This is a genomic window from Kribbella capetownensis, assembly GCF_004331485.1.
In the GTDB taxonomy this organism is placed as follows: domain Bacteria; phylum Actinomycetota; class Actinomycetes; order Propionibacteriales; family Kribbellaceae; genus Kribbella; species Kribbella capetownensis.
Map to the genome: position 1 here is coordinate 474,214 of NZ_SJKD01000006.1, position 16,755 is coordinate 490,968.

A 16,755-nucleotide genomic window follows, 5' to 3' on the forward strand; every position below is an offset into this window, starting at 1 on the left:
GGTGCTCAAAGGTGGTCTCCACGCCCGGGTGAGGCGGCGTGCGGGGGTTTGTCGGTGGGGGGTCGTAGGGTCTGGGGGTGGCATTGGAGACCTCACCGGATGCGCCTGCGGCCGTTCGCACGATTGCGAACGGGATCGCCAGCTGGATCAACCAGCTCGGTGCGGTGTGGGTCGAGGGCCAGCTGACCGACGTGTCGATCGGGCGCGGTACGACGACGGTGTTCGGCACACTGCGCGACACCGACGCGGACATCTCGCTGCGGTTCACCTGCAACCGCCGGGTGTTCGAGGCGGTCGATCCGCCGGTCACGGACGGCTCCCGCGTGGTCGTGAACGCGAAGCCGAACTTCTTCGCCCGCCGCGGCACACTCGCACTCGCGGTGAACGAGATCCGGCACGTCGGCATCGGTGAACTGCTGGCCCGGATCGAGCGGCTCAAACAGCTGCTCGCGGCCGAGGGACTGTTCGCGGCGTACCGGAAGCAGAAGCTGCCGTTCCTGCCGCACACGATCGGGCTGATCTGTGGGCGCGATTCCGCGGCGGAGCGCGACGTACTGGAGAACGCGAAGCGGCGGTGGCCGGCGGTCGCGTTCCGGATCGAGTACGCGTCGGTGCAGGGGCCGGCGGCGGCCGGTGAGGTGATGACCGCGCTGCGGAAGCTGGACGGGGACGATTCGGTCGAGGTGATCGTGATCGCGCGCGGCGGCGGGTCGCTGGAGGATCTGTTGCCGTTCTCTGACGAGGGACTGATTCGCGCCGTGTCCCAGGCGAAGACGCCGATTGTGAGCGCGATCGGGCACGAGCCGGACTCACCCCTGCTCGACCTGGTGGCCGATCTGCGCGCCTCGACCCCGACGGACGCGGCGAAGCGGATCGTTCCCGACGTACGCGAGGAGCTCGACGGTGTTCGGCAACTGCGGGAGCGTGGGCTGCGGGCGGTCACATCGTGGCTCGATCGGGAGATGCACGCGCTGGCGGCGATTCGGAGCCGGCCGTCGCTCGCGGCGCCGGTGACGGATCTGCAGCGGCGATCCGATGAGGTCGCGGCGCTGATCGATCGGAGCCGGCGGACTCTGACGCACCGGCTGGATCGGGCGAGTGACGACATCACCCACCGGCTGGCGAGCGTACGGGCGTTGTCCCCGAAGGCGACGCTGGAGCGCGGGTACTCAGTGCTCCAGCTGGCCGACGGGACCGCGGTCCGGGAAGTGGCGCAGGTGGCGCCAGGAGATCTGCTGCAGGCGCGGGTCACCGACGGCCGATTCGCAGTCGAAGTCAAGTCCGAGGAGAACACGTGAGCGGCGACCGTCCCGAGATGACGTACGAGCAGGCCCGGGAAGAGCTGGTCGAGGTGGTCCGCAAACTCGAAGCCGGCGGCACCACGCTCGAGGAGTCGCTCGCCCTCTGGGAACGCGGCGAAGAACTGGCCGCCACCTGCCAACGCTGGCTCGACGGCGCCCGCGAACGCCTGGCCAAAGCCCAAGCCGCCCACGAGGAGAAATCCAACTGAGCCGACCGGGAGTGCGAGCGGCGCGAGACGACGATCTCCTGGGTGCCGCGAAGGCTCGGGTTGCGAGCTGGCGCGCTGCCTTCACCGGCCTCGTCCCTCAGGACTTCCTCGACGCAATGGATCCTGCGGCCATCGCCGCCTCCTGGTCCGACAGCATCGCCGCCGGCCGCTCTCGCCTGTACGTCGCCTTGATCGGCGACCAGATCGCCGGCTACGCCGGAGTCGGTCCCGAGCGTGATCCCGAAGCGCCACCCAGCACCGGCGAGCTCTACGCGCTCTTCGTCCACCCGGATCACTGGGGCACCGGCGCCGGCCGGGCTCTGACTGACGCAGCAGTGACCGATCTCCACGACCACGGCTGCACCGCCGTCTGGTTATGGGTGCTCGAGGCAAACACTCGGGCCCGTCGGTTCTACGCGCGGTACGGCTTCACCGAGACGACCGACCGGACGTACTCGTCGCTGAACAACCTCCCGGAAATCAGGCTGTCGCTCGCTCGGCAATGACCGTTCTGCGCAGTGAGAGACTGATCGATCGCGACGCGCGCGCCGGCTCAAACGGCGCTGAGCAGGGTGGTTGTTGCGGTGCGCAGGCCGGACTTGATGCGTGGGAGGTCGAAGCCCTGGTCACGGAGGGATTTGTGGAGGTCGGCGGCCAGCGGAGCCAGGACCAGGTGGGCTGTGTAGTCGGCGTCGAGGTCGGGGCGGGCTTCCTCGATCAGTAGGGCCAGGTGCTGGTGCCAGAGGTTGTAGGAGCCGATCCGGTAGCGCGCGCCGTCTGAGGCGTTCTCGCTGTCCATGAAGAGTTCGACATGACGGTCGAGCAGATCGAGGTACGCGTCGAGGAAGGCCTTCACCCGGAGGACCGGCGCCGCGCCGGGGCCGAGCGGCGGTGGGCCGCTCAGGATCTTCGCCTGCAACTCCTGCTCGCGTTCGTCGAGCAGCGCGACCGCCAGACCGGCGCGGTCGCCGAAGCGGCGGAACACCGTCCCCTTGCCGACGCCCGCCGCCGCGGCGATCGCGTCCAGCGACACGTTCTTCACGCCCTGCTCGGCGAACAGCCGATCGGCCGCCTCGAGCACCCGGAGGCGATTGCGGCGGGCGTCGGCGCGTTCCGGGCGCGGCTGTCCGACGACCGGCAGCTTCCGTTGTAAAGCGGACCGCGGTCCGGTACTGTCGTTCATAAGACGGACTGTAGTCCGCTAAAGTCTCTGGAGGAAGAACATGAACGAGCGAAGCGAGTTCATCATCAAGCACAGTGCATCTCGTGTCTCATCGGCGCCCGGAGCGAAGCGAGGACGTCGATGAGCAACACGTCTGCCCGGATCGCGATCGCGTACCACTCCGGGTTCGGCCATACCGCGAAGCAGGCCGAGGCGGTCGCCGCCGGTGCCGCATCGGTGCCTGGCAGCGTGACAGACCTGGTTCCGCTGGATGAACTGACCGACGACATCTGGGACCGGCTCGCCGTCGCGGACGCGATCATCTTCGGCGCCCCGACGTACTTCGGCAGCCCGAGCGCCGGGTTCAAGGCGTTCGCGGAGGCCAGCGTGAAGATCTGGGCGCCCGAGTTGGGCTGGCGGGACAAGATCGCCGCTGGGTTCACCAATTCCAAGGCGATGTCCGGCGACAAGCTGAACAGCTTGGTCGACCTGGCGGTGTTCGCCGCGCAGCACGGGATGATCTGGGTCGGTCTCGATCTCTACCCCGGCTGGGCGGAGTCGACCGCGAGCATCGAGGATCTCAACCGGCTCGGCAGTTGGCTCGGCGCGATGGCACAGTCGGACGCGGATCTCTCGGCCGAGAAGGCGCCGCCGGAGACGGATCTGCGGACTGCGGCCGCTCTCGGCGCGCGGGTCGCGACCGTCACCCACCGGCATCTGCGCGGAGCAGCACTGGCGGCCTGATGGCATGGTTGGTGCTGCTCGCGGCGGCCGCGTTCGAGATCGCGTTCGCCCTCAGCCTGAAACCGAGCGACGGATTCAGCCGGCTGTGGCCGACGGTCGGCGTACTCGTCTTCGGCGTGATCTCCGTCGTACTGCTGGCCAGGACGCTCGACCGCCTCCCGGTCGGTACGGCGTACGCGGTGTGGACCGGGCTCGGCTCGATCGGCGTGGTCACGTTGGGCATCGTGCTGTTCGACGAGCCGGTCACCCCGGCCCGCCTGGCCTGCATCGCCCTGATCGTGACCGGCGTCGCCGGACTGCGCCTGGCCGGCGCCGACTAGGTCGCCGTACGGCGGCGTCGGCGGGGGCGGGTCGGGAGTGGGACCGGGTGCGCGTCGTCGATCGGGGTGTCCTCGAAGGCGCCTGGAGTGAACGCACCGTGGGCCGGCGTGTGGCCGGAGACCAGGCGACGGTAGTCGTCCCAGGTCCCGGCCCGCGCCGGAATGTTGCCGATGGCATCGACCTGGGTGAGCGGGTAGCGGCCGCCCTCGATCAGGTCCCACAGGTCGTCGTCGCTGCGCAGTTGCCGCAGTTCCCCGAACAACTCGCGGCCGAACCAGCACGGGTGCCCGTGGCCGTTGTCGTACCGGCTGACGCCGACCGGGGTGGCCGGCCCGGCGACCTCGGCGACCAGCGACCACACGGTGGCCGAGGTCGCTCCCGGCTGGTCCCCGAGCATCACCACGATCCCGTCGGACCCGTGGTCGACCGCATCGAGGGCCGGCACGATCGACGAACTGCCGGTGTCGGCGTGCGGCGAGTCCACTACCCGGACACCGTCCAGGTCGACCCGGTCGCGGATCTGGTCGGCGGCACTGCCCAGCGTGACGATCAGCTGGTCGAACCCGCAGTTCCGCGCGACATCCAGCGTCGCGCCGAGCAGCGTGTCGCCGTGATAGGAGAGTAATTGCCTGGGTACGCCGAGGTGCGGGGAACTGTCGGCGGCAAGCAGGAGTCCCGTGACGAACATCGGCGCATCAACTCCCCGCCCGGGAGGGCGCAACCACGTGAGGGCTCCTTCGCACTCTTCCCCGAGCGTGTAACAGCCGAAAAACGATGGAAACCCGAACCGGTCAGATGTGTCAACGACCGTCCGGAACGTGGTCAGGAAAGGGTGCGAAAACGGTCAGCGCAACGCCGAAGCAAACGCTTCAAGGGCGGGATATCCGGCATTCCCGGTCACGATCGTGGTGGCGCCGGAGCCCACCAGGACCAAGGCGTTCTCCTGTTTGCGGTCGAGCAGCACCTTGCGTTGCCAGGTGACGCCGCCGACCGTCGACGTACCGTCGTCTGAGGTCCGGCCGAGCTTGTCGGACTGGAACTTCCCGCCGGTGACATTGGACTGCTCGAGGCCGACGTACTTCTTCTCGTTGGTGACGACGCCGAGGTGCCAGGTGATCGGGGCCTGCTCCGGACTGCGGAATTCCACGCTGGTCGCGGTCCAGCCGGACGGCATCGGCTCCGGGCCGCGGACCCAGGGCGCGACCTTCTTCGCGTCCTCCAGCTGGGCCGTGTACTCGACCGCTTTGACCTGCTCGTGCTTCGGCCGCCAGGTCACGATCATCAGGAACGCGACCACGACGAAGCAGGCCAGCAGTGCCCAGACCATGTTCGTCAGCGTGCGCGCCTTGGCCCGATCCTTGCGGTTCTGCTCCCGGTAAGCGATCGCCTCGGCCCGCACGCGGGCTTTCTCCCGCGCCTCCGCCTCGCTGGAAGCACCCTGACCTGTCGAACTCATGGCATGAGTGTCCCATCTCGCCGAAACGGCCGGAGACCGCGTTGGCTACCATCCGTTGGCATGAGCGACCCGACCACGCCACCTGCCCATCTGGAGGTCGAGGCGCACGCGCCTGACCGCAACCTCGCCCTCGAGCTGGTCCGGGTCACCGAGGCCGCGGCGATGGCGGCGGGCCGCTGGGTCGGGCGCGGTGACAAGAACGGCGCCGACGGCGCGGCGGTGAACGCGATGCGCACCCTGATCGGCACGGTCGGGATGAACGGCGTGGTGGTCATCGGCGAGGGCGAGAAGGACAACGCCCCGATGCTCTACAACGGAGAGCAGGTCGGTTCCGGCGACGGGCCGGAGTGCGACGTCGCCGTCGACCCGGTCGACGGTACGACGCTGGTCGCGAAGGGCATGGCCAACGGCATCGCGGTGATGGCGGTGTCGGCGCGCAACTCGATGTACGACCCGTCCGCGGTGTTCTACATGGAGAAGCTGGTGGTCGGGCCGGAGGCGGCCGACGTGGTCGACATCCGGCTCCCGGTCGCGGAGAACATCCGGCGGGTGGCGAAGGCGAAGGGATCCACCGTCGACGACGTGACGGTCGTCGTTCTGGATCGGCCGCGGCACGAGGATCTCGCGATGCAGATCCGGGCGGCCGGTGCGCGGATCAAGTTCATCAGCGACGGCGATGTGGCGGGCGCGGTCGAGGCGGCCCGGCCGGACACCGGTCTGGACATGCTGATCGGCATCGGCGGTACGCCGGAGGGCATCATCGCGGCATGTGCGATGAAGTGCCTGGGCGGGCTGATCCAGGGGCGACTCTGGCCGAAGGACGACGCGGAGCGGCAGAAGGCGATCGACGCCGGCCATGACCTCGACCGGGTGCTCAGCACCGACGACCTGGTCAGCGGTGACGACTGCTTCTTCGTCGCCACCGGAATCACCGAAGGCGAGTTGCTGCGTGGCGTCCGGTACGGCCGGTCCACCGCGCGCACCCACTCGCTGGTGATGCGCTCCCGCAGCGGCACGATCCGCAGCATCGAAAGCGTCCACCAGTTGTCCAAGCTCCGCGCGTACTCAGCCATCGACTTCGAGCACGCCCGATGACCGCACCTGTCCTCGTCATCGGCGAGGCTCTCGTGGACATCGTGGTGCCGGCGCCGCGGGCTCCCCGCAACGGCAACGGGAAGACAACTGCGACGCCGGGTGGGTTTGCGGCGAACGTGGCCGTTGGGTTGGCGCGGCTCGGGGTGCCGACCGAGTTGGTGGCGCGGTTCGGGACCGATCCGTACGGCGACCAACTCGGGGCGCACCTGTTCGGGAACGGCGTACAGCTCGCTCCCGGCTCGGTGGATCCGAGCTTCCGGACGAGTACTGCGACCGCGACGCTCGATCCGGCCGGAGTCGCGTCGTACCAGTTCGACATCACCTGGGATCCGCCCGCGCTGTCGCGGCCGCGGGGGTGCCCGGCGATCCACACCGGTTCGATCGCGACCATGCTCGAGCCGGGCGCCGGCGCGATCCGCAAGTTCCTGCAGTCGGTCGCCGATCAGCCCGTCACGGTGACGCTGGACCCGAACGCACGGCCGACGATCACCCCGGATCCGGTGCCGGCGTGGGCCGCCATACGAGAGCTGGCGGCGTCGTCCGACCTGGTGAAGCTGAGCGACGAGGACTGCAGGTTCTTCCGGCCCGGAGCGTCGCCGGACGAGATCGCGGCCGAGTTGCTGTCCGCCGAGCGGACCCAGTGCGTCGTCATCACGCTCGGCGGGGACGGTGCGATCGGGATCAGCCGGGACGCGCGCGTCGAGGTGCCGGCGCCGGCGATCGAGGTCGTCGACACGGTCGGCGCAGGGGACTCGCTGATGTCGGCGCTCATCGCCGGGCTGAACGCGCGCGGGCTGCTCGGCGCGACGCGGTTGTCCGGGCTGACGGCCGAGGATCTGCGCGAGGTCGTCGACTACGCGGTGAAGGCGGCCGCGATCACCTGCACCCGGCACGGAGCCGACCCGCCGACCGCCGCGGAACACGCGGCCAAGTGGGGGTCCTGACGTGTCCGCCGAGACCTGGACATCCGAACTGGAGTCCAAAGGCAGCGTGGTCTTCCCGCCACGCCGTGGGCGACTCACGATCCGGCTGGCCGGATTCGGGCTGCTGATGGTGCTGTCCGCGTGGACGAACGTCGACCACATCCGCGCGGGCGAGATGTCCGGGACGCTCGGCGTACTGCGGCTGACCGCGCTGGCCGCGTTCGTCTACGGCACCGGGCTCACGCTCTGGCAGCTGATCACGAACCGCCCGGTCGTCAAGGTCGACGCCGACGGCATCAGTCGCGGCCGCAGCCTGCGCTGGTCCGGGATCACAACCATCGACGACCCGGCCGGTCTGCCGGGAGTCCGGACGGTGCAGGTCCGGCCGACTGACCGGCGTACTCGGCCGATCAGCATTCCGCAGGACAACGTCGAGGATCTCGATGCCCTCACGCCCTGGCTGCGCTCACTCCACGACCAGCACCGCGCCTAGGACACGGAGCTTCGGACCGCGCTGAGGTGTTCGCGGGACCGGGCCGCGGCAAGGTCCGGGTCGCGGTCGCGGATCGCGTCGGCGATCGCCACGTGGGCCGCCTGGTCATGCCGGTGCCGGTGCTGCTCGTCCAGCCGCAGCATGTCGATCATCGCCCGCCGGATCCGCGGCACGAACGTGTCGAACAGCTCCGTCAGTACGGCGTTGTGCGCAGCGGTGATCACGGCTCGGTGGAACGCCAGGTCGGCTTCGACGTACCAGTCGTCCGGTGAGTTCTCCGACGCCCGCTTCCGGTCGGCGAGCGTGTAGCGGAACGCCTTCAGGTCGGCCGGCGTACGACGGGACGCCGCCAGCCTCGCCGCCTCGGTCTCGATCGCGAGCCGGCCCTCCAGTACGTCGGTGATGTCGGCGCGGCGAAGGACCTTGTCCCAGTCCTCCGAGGCCTGGTGCGCGATCACGAACACGCCGGCGCCCTGCCGGCTCTCCAGCACCCGGCGGCCGGCCAACTCCCGGACTGCCTCACGGATCGTCGACCGGCCGACGCCCAGCTGCGCGGCCAGCGTGGTCTCGCCCGGCAGCTTCTGGCCGAGTGCCCACTCGCCGCTGCCGATCCGGCGGAGCAGCTCCTCGGCGGCCTGCTCGGCCAGTGGGTGACGGCGGATCATGCCGCTCAGTGTAGGCCCGCCGGGGTCCAAAAGTTATCAGCTTGTCTGAGGAGTTGGTTTCGGGTTAGCGTGTCCGCATGTCCTCGATCCTCCTGCTTCCGGGTCGCCTCCTTCTTGGCCGCCACGGCGGGAGCTGATTCGACCGGCACCCCCTCCGTGGAGTGCTCTCGCCTGCCGGTCCCGCCTCCCGCACGAGCCGAAGGACCCACCATGGACTGGAACCGCCAGCAGCACTCCCCCATGCCCAGCCACCGCTATCGCGACGTCTTCGCCAAGGTCCCGGTCGCGCCGGTCGACCGCGAATGGCCGGACCGCCGGATCACCACCGCACCGCTGTGGGTGCCGGTCGACCTGCGCGACGGCAACCAGGCGCTGGCCGATCCGATGGACCCGGAACGCAAGCGCCGCTTCTTCGAGCTGATGCTTGCCATGGGCTACAAAGAGATCGAGGTCGGCTACCCGTCCGCCTCGCAGACCGACTTCGACTTCGTCCGGCTGCTCGCCACGAGCGATCTCGTCCCACCGGACGTCACCATCGTCGTCTTCACGCCAGCCCGGCCCGAGCTGATCGAGCGGACCGTCGAGTCCATCGCCGGGATGCATGGCCAGGTCGTCATCCACATGTACGCCGCGACCGCGCCGGTGTGGCGAGACGTCGTACTGCGTCGTACCCGGGACGAACTGGCGTCGCTCATTTACGCCGGGGCCGAGGACATCCTCAGGCTCGCGGGTGAGCAGGAGAACGTGAGGTTCCAGTTCTCGCCGGAGGTGTACAACCTGACCGAGCCGGACTACATCCTCGAGCTGTCCGACCAGCTGACCAAGCGGTGGGACGCGACGCCGCAGCGGCCGGTGATCCTCAACCTGCCGGCCACGGTCGAGGTCGCGACGCCGAATGTGTACGCCGACCAGATCGAGTACATGGACAAGAACCTGCCCCGACGCGACAGCGTGATCCTGTCCGTGCATCCGCACAACGACCGCGGTACCGGCGTCGCCTGCGCGGAGCTCGCCGTACTCGCCGGTGCGCAGCGGGTCGAGGGCTGCATCTTCGGCAACGGCGAACGGACCGGGAACGTCGATATCGCGACCCTCGCGCTGAACCTGCACGCGCAGGGCGTCGACCCGATGGTCGACTTCTCCGCCATCGACCGGATCCGGGAGACCGTCGAGCACTGCACCCGGATGCCGATCCACCCGCGGCATCCGTACGTCGGGGAGCTCGTTTACACGGCGTTCTCCGGGACGCATCAGGATGCGATCCGGAAGGGGTTCGCCGAACATCACCGGCGGGCTGACGCGACCGGCGTACCCACATCGGAGCTGGCGTGGGATGTGCCGTATCTGCCGATCGATCCGGCGGACGTCGGGCGCGGGTACGAGGCCGTCGTTCGGGTGAACAGCCAGTCGGGCAAGGGCGGGATCGCGCATGTGCTGGAGTCGTCGTACGGCGTGCGGATGAGCTCGGCGGAAGAGGTCGAGTTCGCCCGGCACGTGCAGCGGCACACCGACGAGACCGGCCGGGAAGCGAGTGCGGTGGAGTTGAAAGGTCTTTACGAGGAGGTTTTCGGGTGCTCGAACTGAAGGACGTCGACTTCGTCCGGGACGGCAAACTGCTGCTCGGCGGGGTGTCGCTGACGGTCGGCGAGGGGGAACGGTGGGCGCTGCTCGGGCCGAACGGCGCGGGCAAGAGCACCCTGCTCAACCTCTGCGGCGCCATCACCCACCCGACCCGGGGCACGGTCGAGATCCTCGGCCGTCGCCTCGGTGCCGTCGACATCCGGACCCTGCGTGAGTCGATCGGGCACGTGAACCCACGCCATCCACTGCGGTCGCCGCTGACGATCCGGCAGGTCGTCCTCACCGGCCTGACCGGGACGATCGAGCTGATGCCACGCTGGGAGCCGACGCCCGATCAGGACGTCCGGGCCGCGGAGCTGGTCAAGCTGCTCGGGATCAGTACGCACCTCAACGCGTCCTGGACCAACCTGTCCCAGGGCGAACGCGGTCGCGCACTGATCGCCCGTGCACTGATCTCCGACCCGCGCCTACTGCTCCTCGACGAACCGACGACGGGTCTCGACGTCGCCGCCCGCGAGCAACTCCTCGAAACCCTCGACCAGATCCACGCCTCACATCCCCACCTGGCGTCGCTCCTCGTCACCCACCACCTCGAGGAGCTCCCCACCTCCACCACCCACGCAGCCCTCCTCCGCGAAGGCCGCCTCCTCACCGCCGGCCCCGCCGAAGACGTCCTCACCACTCCCCTGATAACCCGAACCTTCGCCCACCCCATCACCATCCACCGCACCGCAGGCCGCTGGCGAGCAACCGCCTAGCTCAGACAGAGGCGGTCGGCCGCGGCGACTAACTCAGGCCGAGGCGTTTGGTGAGGCGAGGGCCTCGTTTGATTTTTATTTCGCCGAGGATGGCGGTGCCGCGGATGTGGAAGGTGGTGGGGGTGGCCGGAGTGGCCGGGTCGGCGGCGGAGAGGGCCGATTCCTGTTCGGAGATCGAGCCGAGGATGGGGTTGCTGTCCAGGTGGACGATCGCGTTGCGCGGGACGCGGATCTTCACGTCGGCCAGGATCGACTTCACCTCGACGAAGACCTCGGCGTACGGGAGCTGGGCCTCGGTGTAGTCCAGGGTGACGTCGCCGAGGACGGCGTTGATCTCCTGGCGCTGCGGGACCAGCCAGTTGCCGGTGCGCTTCGTCTCCGACATGAACACGTTGATGACCGGGCCGGCCTCGACCATGGCCCCGCCGTAGTGCGGGCTCACGGCCGGCACCTCCGAGGCACCCGGGACGCGCGGGCCGTTCGGCAGGTCCGCGGTGATCTCGACCAGATCGCCGTACGTCTTGGAGGCGTACAGCTGTTCCAGCCGCTCCTCGAGCTCGCCGTACGACAGCCGGCCCTCGCCCGCGGCGTCGCGCAGTACGTCGGCGACCTCCTCCCGCTCGAGGTCGGAGACCCGGCGCCGCAGCGCCAGCTCGTCACCCGTCGCCGGCGCGGGCTGCGCGGGCACCGAGTCCTGCGGTCGGTTGTCCTGGGGAACCTCATCCTGGGCCACGTCAGCACGATACGCGCGGACGGCACCAACCGCCGACGGGAATCATCCCCGATTCACCCCTGATCCCGCCCCTGAGCCCGCCGGATAAAGTTGGCGTATCCAGACCACATGCCATGGAGGTACGCCGGTGTCCGCCGACTTCAACTACTCCGATCTGTTGCCCCTGGGTGCCGACGACACGGAGTACCGGCTGCTGACGACCGAAGGTGTCAGCACGTTCACGGCCGGCGGCCGGACGTTCCTGCAGATCGAGCCCGACGTACTGCGCGCGCTGACCGCGGAGGCGATGCACGACATCTCGCACTACCTGCGGACCGCGCACCTGGAGCAGTTGCGCCGGATCATCGACGACCCGGAGGCGTCCGGGAACGACCGGTTCGTCGCCCTGGATCTGCTGAAGAACGCGAACATCTCCGCCGGCGGCGTACTGCCGATGTGCCAGGACACCGGGACCGCGATCGTGATGGGCAAGAAGTCCGAGGGTGTGCTCACCGGCGCGGCCGACGAGGAGTGGATCAGCCGCGGGGTGTACGACGCGTACACCAAGCTGAACCTGCGCTACTCGCAGATGGCGCCGCTGACCATGTGGGACGAGAAGAACACCGGCTCGAACCTGCCGGCCCAGGTCGAGCTGTACTCGACCCCGGACCACGGCGACCCGGCGTACAAGTTCCTGTTCATGGCCAAGGGTGGCGGCTCGGCGAACAAGTCGTTCCTGTTCCAGCAGACCAAGGCGGTGCTCAACCCGGACGGGATGATGACGTTCCTGGACGAGAAGATCCGCTCCCTCGGTACGGCGGCCTGCCCGCCGTACCACCTGGCGATCGTCGTCGGCGGCACGTCGGCGGAGTACGCGCTGAAGACCGCGAAGTACGCGTCCGCGCACTATCTCGACTCGCTGCCGACCTCGGGATCGCCGCTGGGGCACGGGTTCCGCGACGTGAGGCTCGAGGAGGAGGTCTTCAAGCTCACGCAGGAGTTCGGGATCGGGGCGCAGTTCGGCGGCAAGTACTTCTGCCACGACGTGCGGGTGATCCGGCTGCCGCGGCACGGCGCATCCTGCCCGGTCGCGATCGCGGTGTCGTGTTCGGCGGACCGGCAGGCGCTGGCGAAGATCACGCCGGAGGGTGTGTTCCTGGAGCAGCTCGAGCGGGACCCGGCGCGGTTCCTGCCGGACACCACCGACGAGCACCTCGCCGACGATACCGAGGTGCTCCGGATCGACCTGAACCGGCCGATGAGCGAGATCCGCGCGGAGCTGACCAAGCTGCCGGTGAAGACCCGGCTGTCGCTGAGCGGACCGCTGGTCGTCGCGCGGGACATCGCGCACGCGAAGATCAAGGAGCGGCTGGACGCGGGCGAGCCGATGCCGCAGTACCTGCGCGACCACGCCGTGTACTACGCGGGTCCGGCGAAGACTCCGCAGGGATACGCGTCGGGATCCTTCGGGCCGACGACGGCTGGGCGGATGGACGCGTACGTCGACCAGTTCCAGGCGGCCGGTGGATCGTTCGTGATGCTTGCCAAGGGCAACCGCTCGGCCAAGGTGACGCAGGCGTGCAAGGAGCACGGCGGGTTCTATCTCGGCTCGATCGGTGGTCCGGCGGCCCGGCTGGCGCAGGACTGCATCAAGTCGGTGGACGTGGTCGAGTACGCCGAGCTCGGGATGGAAGCCGTCTGGAAGATCGAGGTCGAGGACTTCCCGGCGTTCGTCGTGGTCGACGACAAAGGCAACGACTTCTTCACCGACACCCGCAAACCAGTCCCCCTCACCGTGCGGCCCCGCAGCTAACCCTGCGGGGAAATGAGCGCTGTGCACCCGCAGGCCGGTTCCACCGACCGTCCGGCCGGGGAGCTGGACCTGCAGGTCATCACGACCGGCTGTTGCCGGTGCGGCTGAGGGGGAGCGAGGCGTGGTGATGGCCAGGGGGCCGGAGCTGGGTGGTTGACGTTGGCGGGGGATCGCCGGAGGCTCGGGAGTGGGGGTGGTTGTGATGGGGCGGCGGATGCTGCGGGTGGGGAATCGGATCGGGGTGTGGATGTATCGCACGCTCGATGGGCGGTGGGCGAGTGGGAGCAAGGACGTGCACGTCCTGATGCTGACCACGCCCGGCCGGCGGACCGGAGTACCACGGTCGACCTGCGTGCGGTACCTGGAGGCGCCGGACGGACTACTGGTGTGGGGAACAGGGTCGGGCTCCAGGCAGGATCCGGACTGGTTCCGCAACCTGCGCGCGGTCGAGATGACCGACGTGCAGATCGGCGCGAAGCACGTCCGGATGCGTCCGCGGGAGTTGACCGGGGTGGAGCGGCAGACCGCGTGGACCGATGTCATCCTGCGCGAGGATCCAGGTATCGGCCGGTTCGCGACCAAGGCCAAGCGCACGATTCCGGTCGCCGTACTGGAACCGGAGCAGCGCTGACCTCAGCTGGCCTGGCTTTCGACCGGCTCGGGGAGCTTGACCAGGACGGCCCTGGCGGCTCGCACGAGGTCGGCTTCGTTGTGGCCGAAGGCCTGGAGGTAGCTGCCGAGGGCGGATCGCAGTAGTTGCAGCTCCTCGGTTTCCAGCTCGATGGTGTACATGATTCCAAGGTAAGTCCGAACCCGGCAGATGGAACCGCTCGTGATGCACCCGTTGTCAGCGGTCAACCGACGGGCCAGCCGGCCTTGCCGAGGATCTCGGCCGCGGTCTCCGCCGGAGAACCGTCGTTGGTGACCGTGAAGTCCTCGATCGGCTGGTGAGTTGCGCCCTCGGCCAGTGCCGCCTGCAGGTCCCAGTCGGGTCCGCGGGTCGACCGGGTCCGCGCTGCCACCAGGTCCGGCGAGGTCAGCATCCTGACCATCCGTACGTCGCAGTCGGCCAGCGCCTGCGTGTACGCCGCTCTGAGCTCGGCGGTCTCGACATGCCCACTCACGATCAGGAAGCGGGCACCCACGTCACGGTAGGTGGGCCAAACGGCCGCAAGGTTGCGCGCCTTGAGCCGGTCATAAAACCGAAGCCCAGAATCCGGCCCAGAATGCGGCCCAGAATCCGGCACCGAATCCGGTGCCGCGGTCGGTGCCTGTGGCGGCGGGCCGAACTGGCCCACGGCGTCCAGGTCGAGCACGGCGGCCGGGTGACCACCAGCCGTGAGGAGGCGGGCGATCGCCTGAGCGACCGTGGTCTTGCCAACTCCCCCACCGCCGGAGAGCAGCAGCGCCTGCGCGCTCAACTGTGCAACTCTTCGGCGATCAGGACCGGCTGATGCGACGTCGGCGCCATCGGCAGCCGCCAGTCCGGTGGCGCCGTCCACTTCTGCCAACCGTCCGAGAACGGCGACGTCCAGGCCTCGATGTCCCGGACGGCCTCATGGGCATCGGCGATGATGCGCTCGGCCCCGGCCGCCGTGAAGCGCCCAGCGGTGACCGCACCCTCCAGCTCGTCCTCATCCTTCCACTCGATCGTGCGATCCGGTCGAATCCACAGATCAAGGACGTGGTCGACAGTGCTGGTCCGGCGCGCCGCCGCATCGCGCACGTGCGGGGTCTCGAGGTTCACGTACCAGCCGCGGAAGCTGCCGTCCTCGGCCCAGAAGTGCCACACCGACCATGGCTTGCCCGGCGGCAACACCTTCAGGATCCCGGTCCCGCGCCAGACGTCGAGCTTCAGCACCCGGTCCTCGGTGAACATCGCGACCGGGCCGGCGTACCTCGTCTCGCGTCCGTCCACCAGTACGGGCTTGATCAGCGGCGTGCCGGGAGCGAGCCAGGCAACCAGGCCGTCCTCGTCGTCACGCACCACCGTCATCGGCCGGACGTTCGGCTTGTCCGCGTGCCGTCCGGTCCCCTCGTACACCCACTCGATCGTGGTCCCCGGCTGCCAGAAGCGCGCCTCCGCCGCGGCTGCCGTCACGGCTGCGCCGGCCGGGTCATGGACAGTACGTCGAGGGCCGCGTCCAACTGCTCCTCGGTCAGATCGCCCTTCTCGACATGTCCGTTCTCGATCACGACCTCGCGGATCGTCTTGCCCTGTTTGAGTGCGCTCTTCGCCACCGCGGCGGCGTTCTCGTAGCCGATGTAGCGGTTCAGCGGCGTCACGATCGACGGCGACGATTCGGCCAGCGCACGGGAGTGGTCGACGTTCGCGGTGATGCCGTCGACGCAGCGGTCGGCCAGCAGCCGGGAACTGTTTGCCAGCAGGGTGATCGACTCGAGTAGGTTGCGCGCGATCACCGGGAGCATCACGTTCAGCTCGAAGTTTCCGCCGGCACCGGCCACGGTGATCGTGGTGTCGTTGCCGATCACCTGGGCGGCGACCATCAGCGTCGCCTCGCAGATGACCGGGTTCACCTTGCCCGGCATGATGCTCGAGCCCGGTTGCAGGTCCGGCAGCGCGATCTCACCGAGCCCGGCGCGCGGCCCGGATCCCATCCAGCGCAGGTCGTTGCAGATCTTGGTCAGGCTGACCGCGATCGTCTTCAGCTGCCCCGACAACTCGACCAGACCGTCGCGCGCACCCTGCGCCTCGAAGTGGTCGTCGGCCTCGCGCAACTCCAGACCGGTGCGCCGGTTCAGCTCGGTGATCACCTTCGCCGCAAAGCCTGGTGGTGTGTTGATCCCAGTCCCGACCGCCGTGCCACCCAGTGGAAGCTCGGCGACCCGCGGCAGCGTCGCACGCACCCGATCCGCACCGCGCCGCACCTGCTGCGCGTACCCGTTGAACTCCTGCCCGAGCGTCACCGGTGTCGCGTCCATCAGGTGAGTCCGCCCGGACTTCACCACCTCACCGAACTCGGATCCCTTACGGGACAGGGATTCCGCCAGGTGCTCGAGTGCCGGCAACAGCTCCTCGACGACACCCGCGGTGGCGGCGACGTGGATCGACGACGGGAACGTGTCGTTGCTCGACTGCGACGCGTTCACGTGATCGTTCGGATGCACGTCGGCGCCGAGGGCACGGGTCGCCAGCGTGGCCAGCACCTCATTGACGTTCATGTTCGTGGAGGTGCCGGAGCCGGTCTGGAACACATCGATCGGGAACTCCGCGTCGTACTCACCGCCGGTCACCTGGTCCGCGGCGGCCACGATCGCGGCCGATCGCTCGCCGTCCAGCACGCCGAGCTCGGCGTTCACCACCGCCGCCGAGGCCTTGATCTGGGCGAGCGCATGGATGAGCGCCGGCGCCAGCGGCCGGCCGGAGATCGGGAAGTTCTCCACCGCACGCTGGGTCTGCGCCCGCCACAACGCGTCCCGAGGCACCTTGACCTCGCCCATCGTGTCGTGCTCGATCCTGAATTCCGCATTGTCACCCATACCTGCAGAGTACGTCGCTCC

21 protein-coding genes are annotated in these 16,755 nt (G+C 68.9%); 12 read left to right on the top strand and 9 right to left on the bottom strand.

All coding sequences use genetic code 11. The features are described from left to right. Window positions 1-77 precede the first annotated feature (77 nt). From xseA to E0H75_RS27230, 3 genes are all read left to right on the top strand, one after another. Window positions 78-1,298, top strand: coding sequence for an exodeoxyribonuclease VII large subunit (gene xseA / locus E0H75_RS27220; protein WP_131516477.1), 1,221 nt, complete (start codon window positions 78-80; stop codon window positions 1,296-1,298). Between the two features lie 17 nt (window positions 1,299-1,315). After that, on the top strand, window positions 1,316-1,510 hold the full coding sequence (locus E0H75_RS27225) for an exodeoxyribonuclease VII small subunit (RefSeq protein WP_131516650.1): 195 nt from the start codon (window positions 1,316-1,318) through the stop codon (window positions 1,508-1,510). Between the two features lie 116 nt (window positions 1,511-1,626). Next, window positions 1,627-2,016, top strand: coding sequence for a GNAT family N-acetyltransferase (locus E0H75_RS27230; protein ID WP_131516478.1), 390 nt, complete (start codon window positions 1,627-1,629; stop codon window positions 2,014-2,016). A 47-nt stretch (window positions 2,017-2,063) separates the two neighbouring features. Here E0H75_RS27230 and E0H75_RS27235 read toward each other — a convergent pair whose 3' ends face one another. Further along, on the bottom strand, window positions 2,064-2,693 hold the full coding sequence (locus E0H75_RS27235) for a TetR/AcrR family transcriptional regulator (protein ID WP_131516479.1): 630 nt from the start codon (window positions 2,691-2,693) through the stop codon (window positions 2,064-2,066). A 120-nt stretch (window positions 2,694-2,813) separates the two neighbouring features. On the opposite strand from E0H75_RS27235, the gene E0H75_RS27240 reads away from it, so the two are divergent. Then, on the top strand, window positions 2,814-3,416 hold the full coding sequence (locus E0H75_RS27240; protein ID WP_131516480.1) for a flavodoxin family protein: 603 nt from the start codon (window positions 2,814-2,816) through the stop codon (window positions 3,414-3,416). Beyond that, window positions 3,416-3,736 carry a DMT family transporter gene (locus E0H75_RS27245; protein ID WP_131516481.1) on the top strand — a complete coding sequence of 107 codons (321 nt, stop codon included), beginning with the start codon at window positions 3,416-3,418 and terminating at the stop codon, window positions 3,734-3,736. Before E0H75_RS27240 ends, E0H75_RS27245 begins: the two co-directional genes overlap by 1 nt. On the opposite strand, the gene E0H75_RS27250 is transcribed toward E0H75_RS27245, so the two are convergent. Both E0H75_RS27250 and E0H75_RS27255 read right to left on the bottom strand, forming a co-directional pair. Further along, window positions 3,733-4,425, bottom strand: a complete 693-nt coding sequence (locus E0H75_RS27250; protein ID WP_131516482.1) for a nucleotidyltransferase family protein — start codon at window positions 4,423-4,425, stop codon at window positions 3,733-3,735. The two genes, E0H75_RS27245 and E0H75_RS27250, sit on opposite strands and share 4 nt — an antisense overlap. A gap of 156 nt (window positions 4,426-4,581) precedes the next feature. Beyond that, complete coding sequence (locus tag E0H75_RS27255) at window positions 4,582-5,193, bottom strand: DUF4245 domain-containing protein (RefSeq protein ID WP_131516483.1); 612 nt, start codon at window positions 5,191-5,193, stop codon at window positions 4,582-4,584. 60 nt (window positions 5,194-5,253) lie between these two features. On the opposite strand from E0H75_RS27255, the gene glpX reads away from it, so the two are divergent. Genes glpX through E0H75_RS27270 form a run of 3 tightly spaced genes read left to right on the top strand, consistent with a single transcriptional unit; the run spans window position 5,254 to window position 7,704 of the window. Next, window positions 5,254-6,288, top strand: coding sequence for a class II fructose-bisphosphatase (gene glpX / locus E0H75_RS27260; RefSeq protein ID WP_131516484.1), 1,035 nt, complete (start codon window positions 5,254-5,256; stop codon window positions 6,286-6,288). After that, complete coding sequence (locus E0H75_RS27265) at window positions 6,285-7,232, top strand: carbohydrate kinase family protein (protein ID WP_131516485.1); 948 nt, start codon at window positions 6,285-6,287, stop codon at window positions 7,230-7,232. The genes glpX and E0H75_RS27265 overlap by 4 nt, the downstream gene beginning before the upstream one ends. 1 nt (window position 7,233) lies before the next feature. Next, window positions 7,234-7,704 carry a hypothetical protein gene (locus E0H75_RS27270; protein WP_131516486.1) on the top strand — a complete coding sequence of 157 codons (471 nt, stop codon included), beginning with the start codon at window positions 7,234-7,236 and terminating at the stop codon, window positions 7,702-7,704. On the opposite strand, the gene E0H75_RS27275 is transcribed toward E0H75_RS27270, so the two are convergent. Next, window positions 7,701-8,369 (bottom strand): FadR/GntR family transcriptional regulator, encoded by a 669-nt coding sequence (locus E0H75_RS27275; protein WP_238163305.1) that lies wholly within the window; start codon window positions 8,367-8,369, stop codon window positions 7,701-7,703. The genes E0H75_RS27270 and E0H75_RS27275 overlap by 4 nt on opposite strands. A 210-nt stretch (window positions 8,370-8,579) precedes the next feature. Between E0H75_RS27275 and E0H75_RS27280 the strand changes: the two genes are divergently transcribed. Then, a complete protein-coding gene (locus tag E0H75_RS27280) occupies window positions 8,580-9,953 on the top strand; it encodes a 2-isopropylmalate synthase (RefSeq protein WP_238163306.1) in 1,374 nt (457 codons plus the stop codon). Next, entirely contained in the window at window positions 9,941-10,708 is a 768-nt protein-coding gene (locus E0H75_RS27285; RefSeq protein ID WP_131516487.1) for an ABC transporter ATP-binding protein, read from the top strand. The genes E0H75_RS27280 and E0H75_RS27285 overlap by 13 nt, the downstream gene beginning before the upstream one ends. 28 nt (window positions 10,709-10,736) lie before the next feature. On the opposite strand, the gene E0H75_RS27290 is transcribed toward E0H75_RS27285, so the two are convergent. Then, the gene (locus E0H75_RS27290; protein WP_131516488.1) at window positions 10,737-11,441 is read right to left on the bottom strand and encodes a DUF1707 SHOCT-like domain-containing protein; all 705 of its coding nucleotides are present in this window, start codon (window positions 11,439-11,441) and stop codon (window positions 10,737-10,739) included. 127 nt (window positions 11,442-11,568) lie between these two features. On the opposite strand from E0H75_RS27290, the gene E0H75_RS27295 reads away from it, so the two are divergent. Next, complete coding sequence (locus E0H75_RS27295; protein WP_131516489.1) at window positions 11,569-13,233, top strand: fumarate hydratase; 1,665 nt, start codon at window positions 11,569-11,571, stop codon at window positions 13,231-13,233. Between the two features lie 202 nt (window positions 13,234-13,435). After that, on the top strand, window positions 13,436-13,864 hold the full coding sequence (locus E0H75_RS27300; RefSeq protein ID WP_131516490.1) for a nitroreductase/quinone reductase family protein: 429 nt from the start codon (window positions 13,436-13,438) through the stop codon (window positions 13,862-13,864). Window positions 13,865-13,866: 2 nt separating this feature from the next. On the opposite strand, the gene E0H75_RS43225 is transcribed toward E0H75_RS27300, so the two are convergent. The 4 genes from E0H75_RS43225 to E0H75_RS27315 all read right to left on the bottom strand — a co-directional run bounded on the left by E0H75_RS43225 (window position 13,867) and on the right by E0H75_RS27315 (window position 16,734). Further along, entirely contained in the window at window positions 13,867-14,025 is a 159-nt protein-coding gene (locus E0H75_RS43225; protein WP_165554051.1) for a hypothetical protein, read from the bottom strand. A 62-nt stretch (window positions 14,026-14,087) separates the two neighbouring features. Then, entirely contained in the window at window positions 14,088-14,654 is a 567-nt protein-coding gene (locus E0H75_RS27305) for a P-loop NTPase (RefSeq protein WP_131516491.1), read from the bottom strand. Next, entirely contained in the window at window positions 14,651-15,334 is a 684-nt protein-coding gene (locus tag E0H75_RS27310; RefSeq protein WP_238163307.1) for a ribonuclease FAU-1 family protein, read from the bottom strand. Before E0H75_RS27310 ends, E0H75_RS27305 begins: the two co-directional genes overlap by 4 nt. Continuing rightward, a complete protein-coding gene (locus E0H75_RS27315) occupies window positions 15,331-16,734 on the bottom strand; it encodes a class II fumarate hydratase (protein WP_131516492.1) in 1,404 nt (467 codons plus the stop codon). Before E0H75_RS27315 ends, E0H75_RS27310 begins: the two co-directional genes overlap by 4 nt. Window positions 16,735-16,755: the final 21 nt, after the last annotated feature.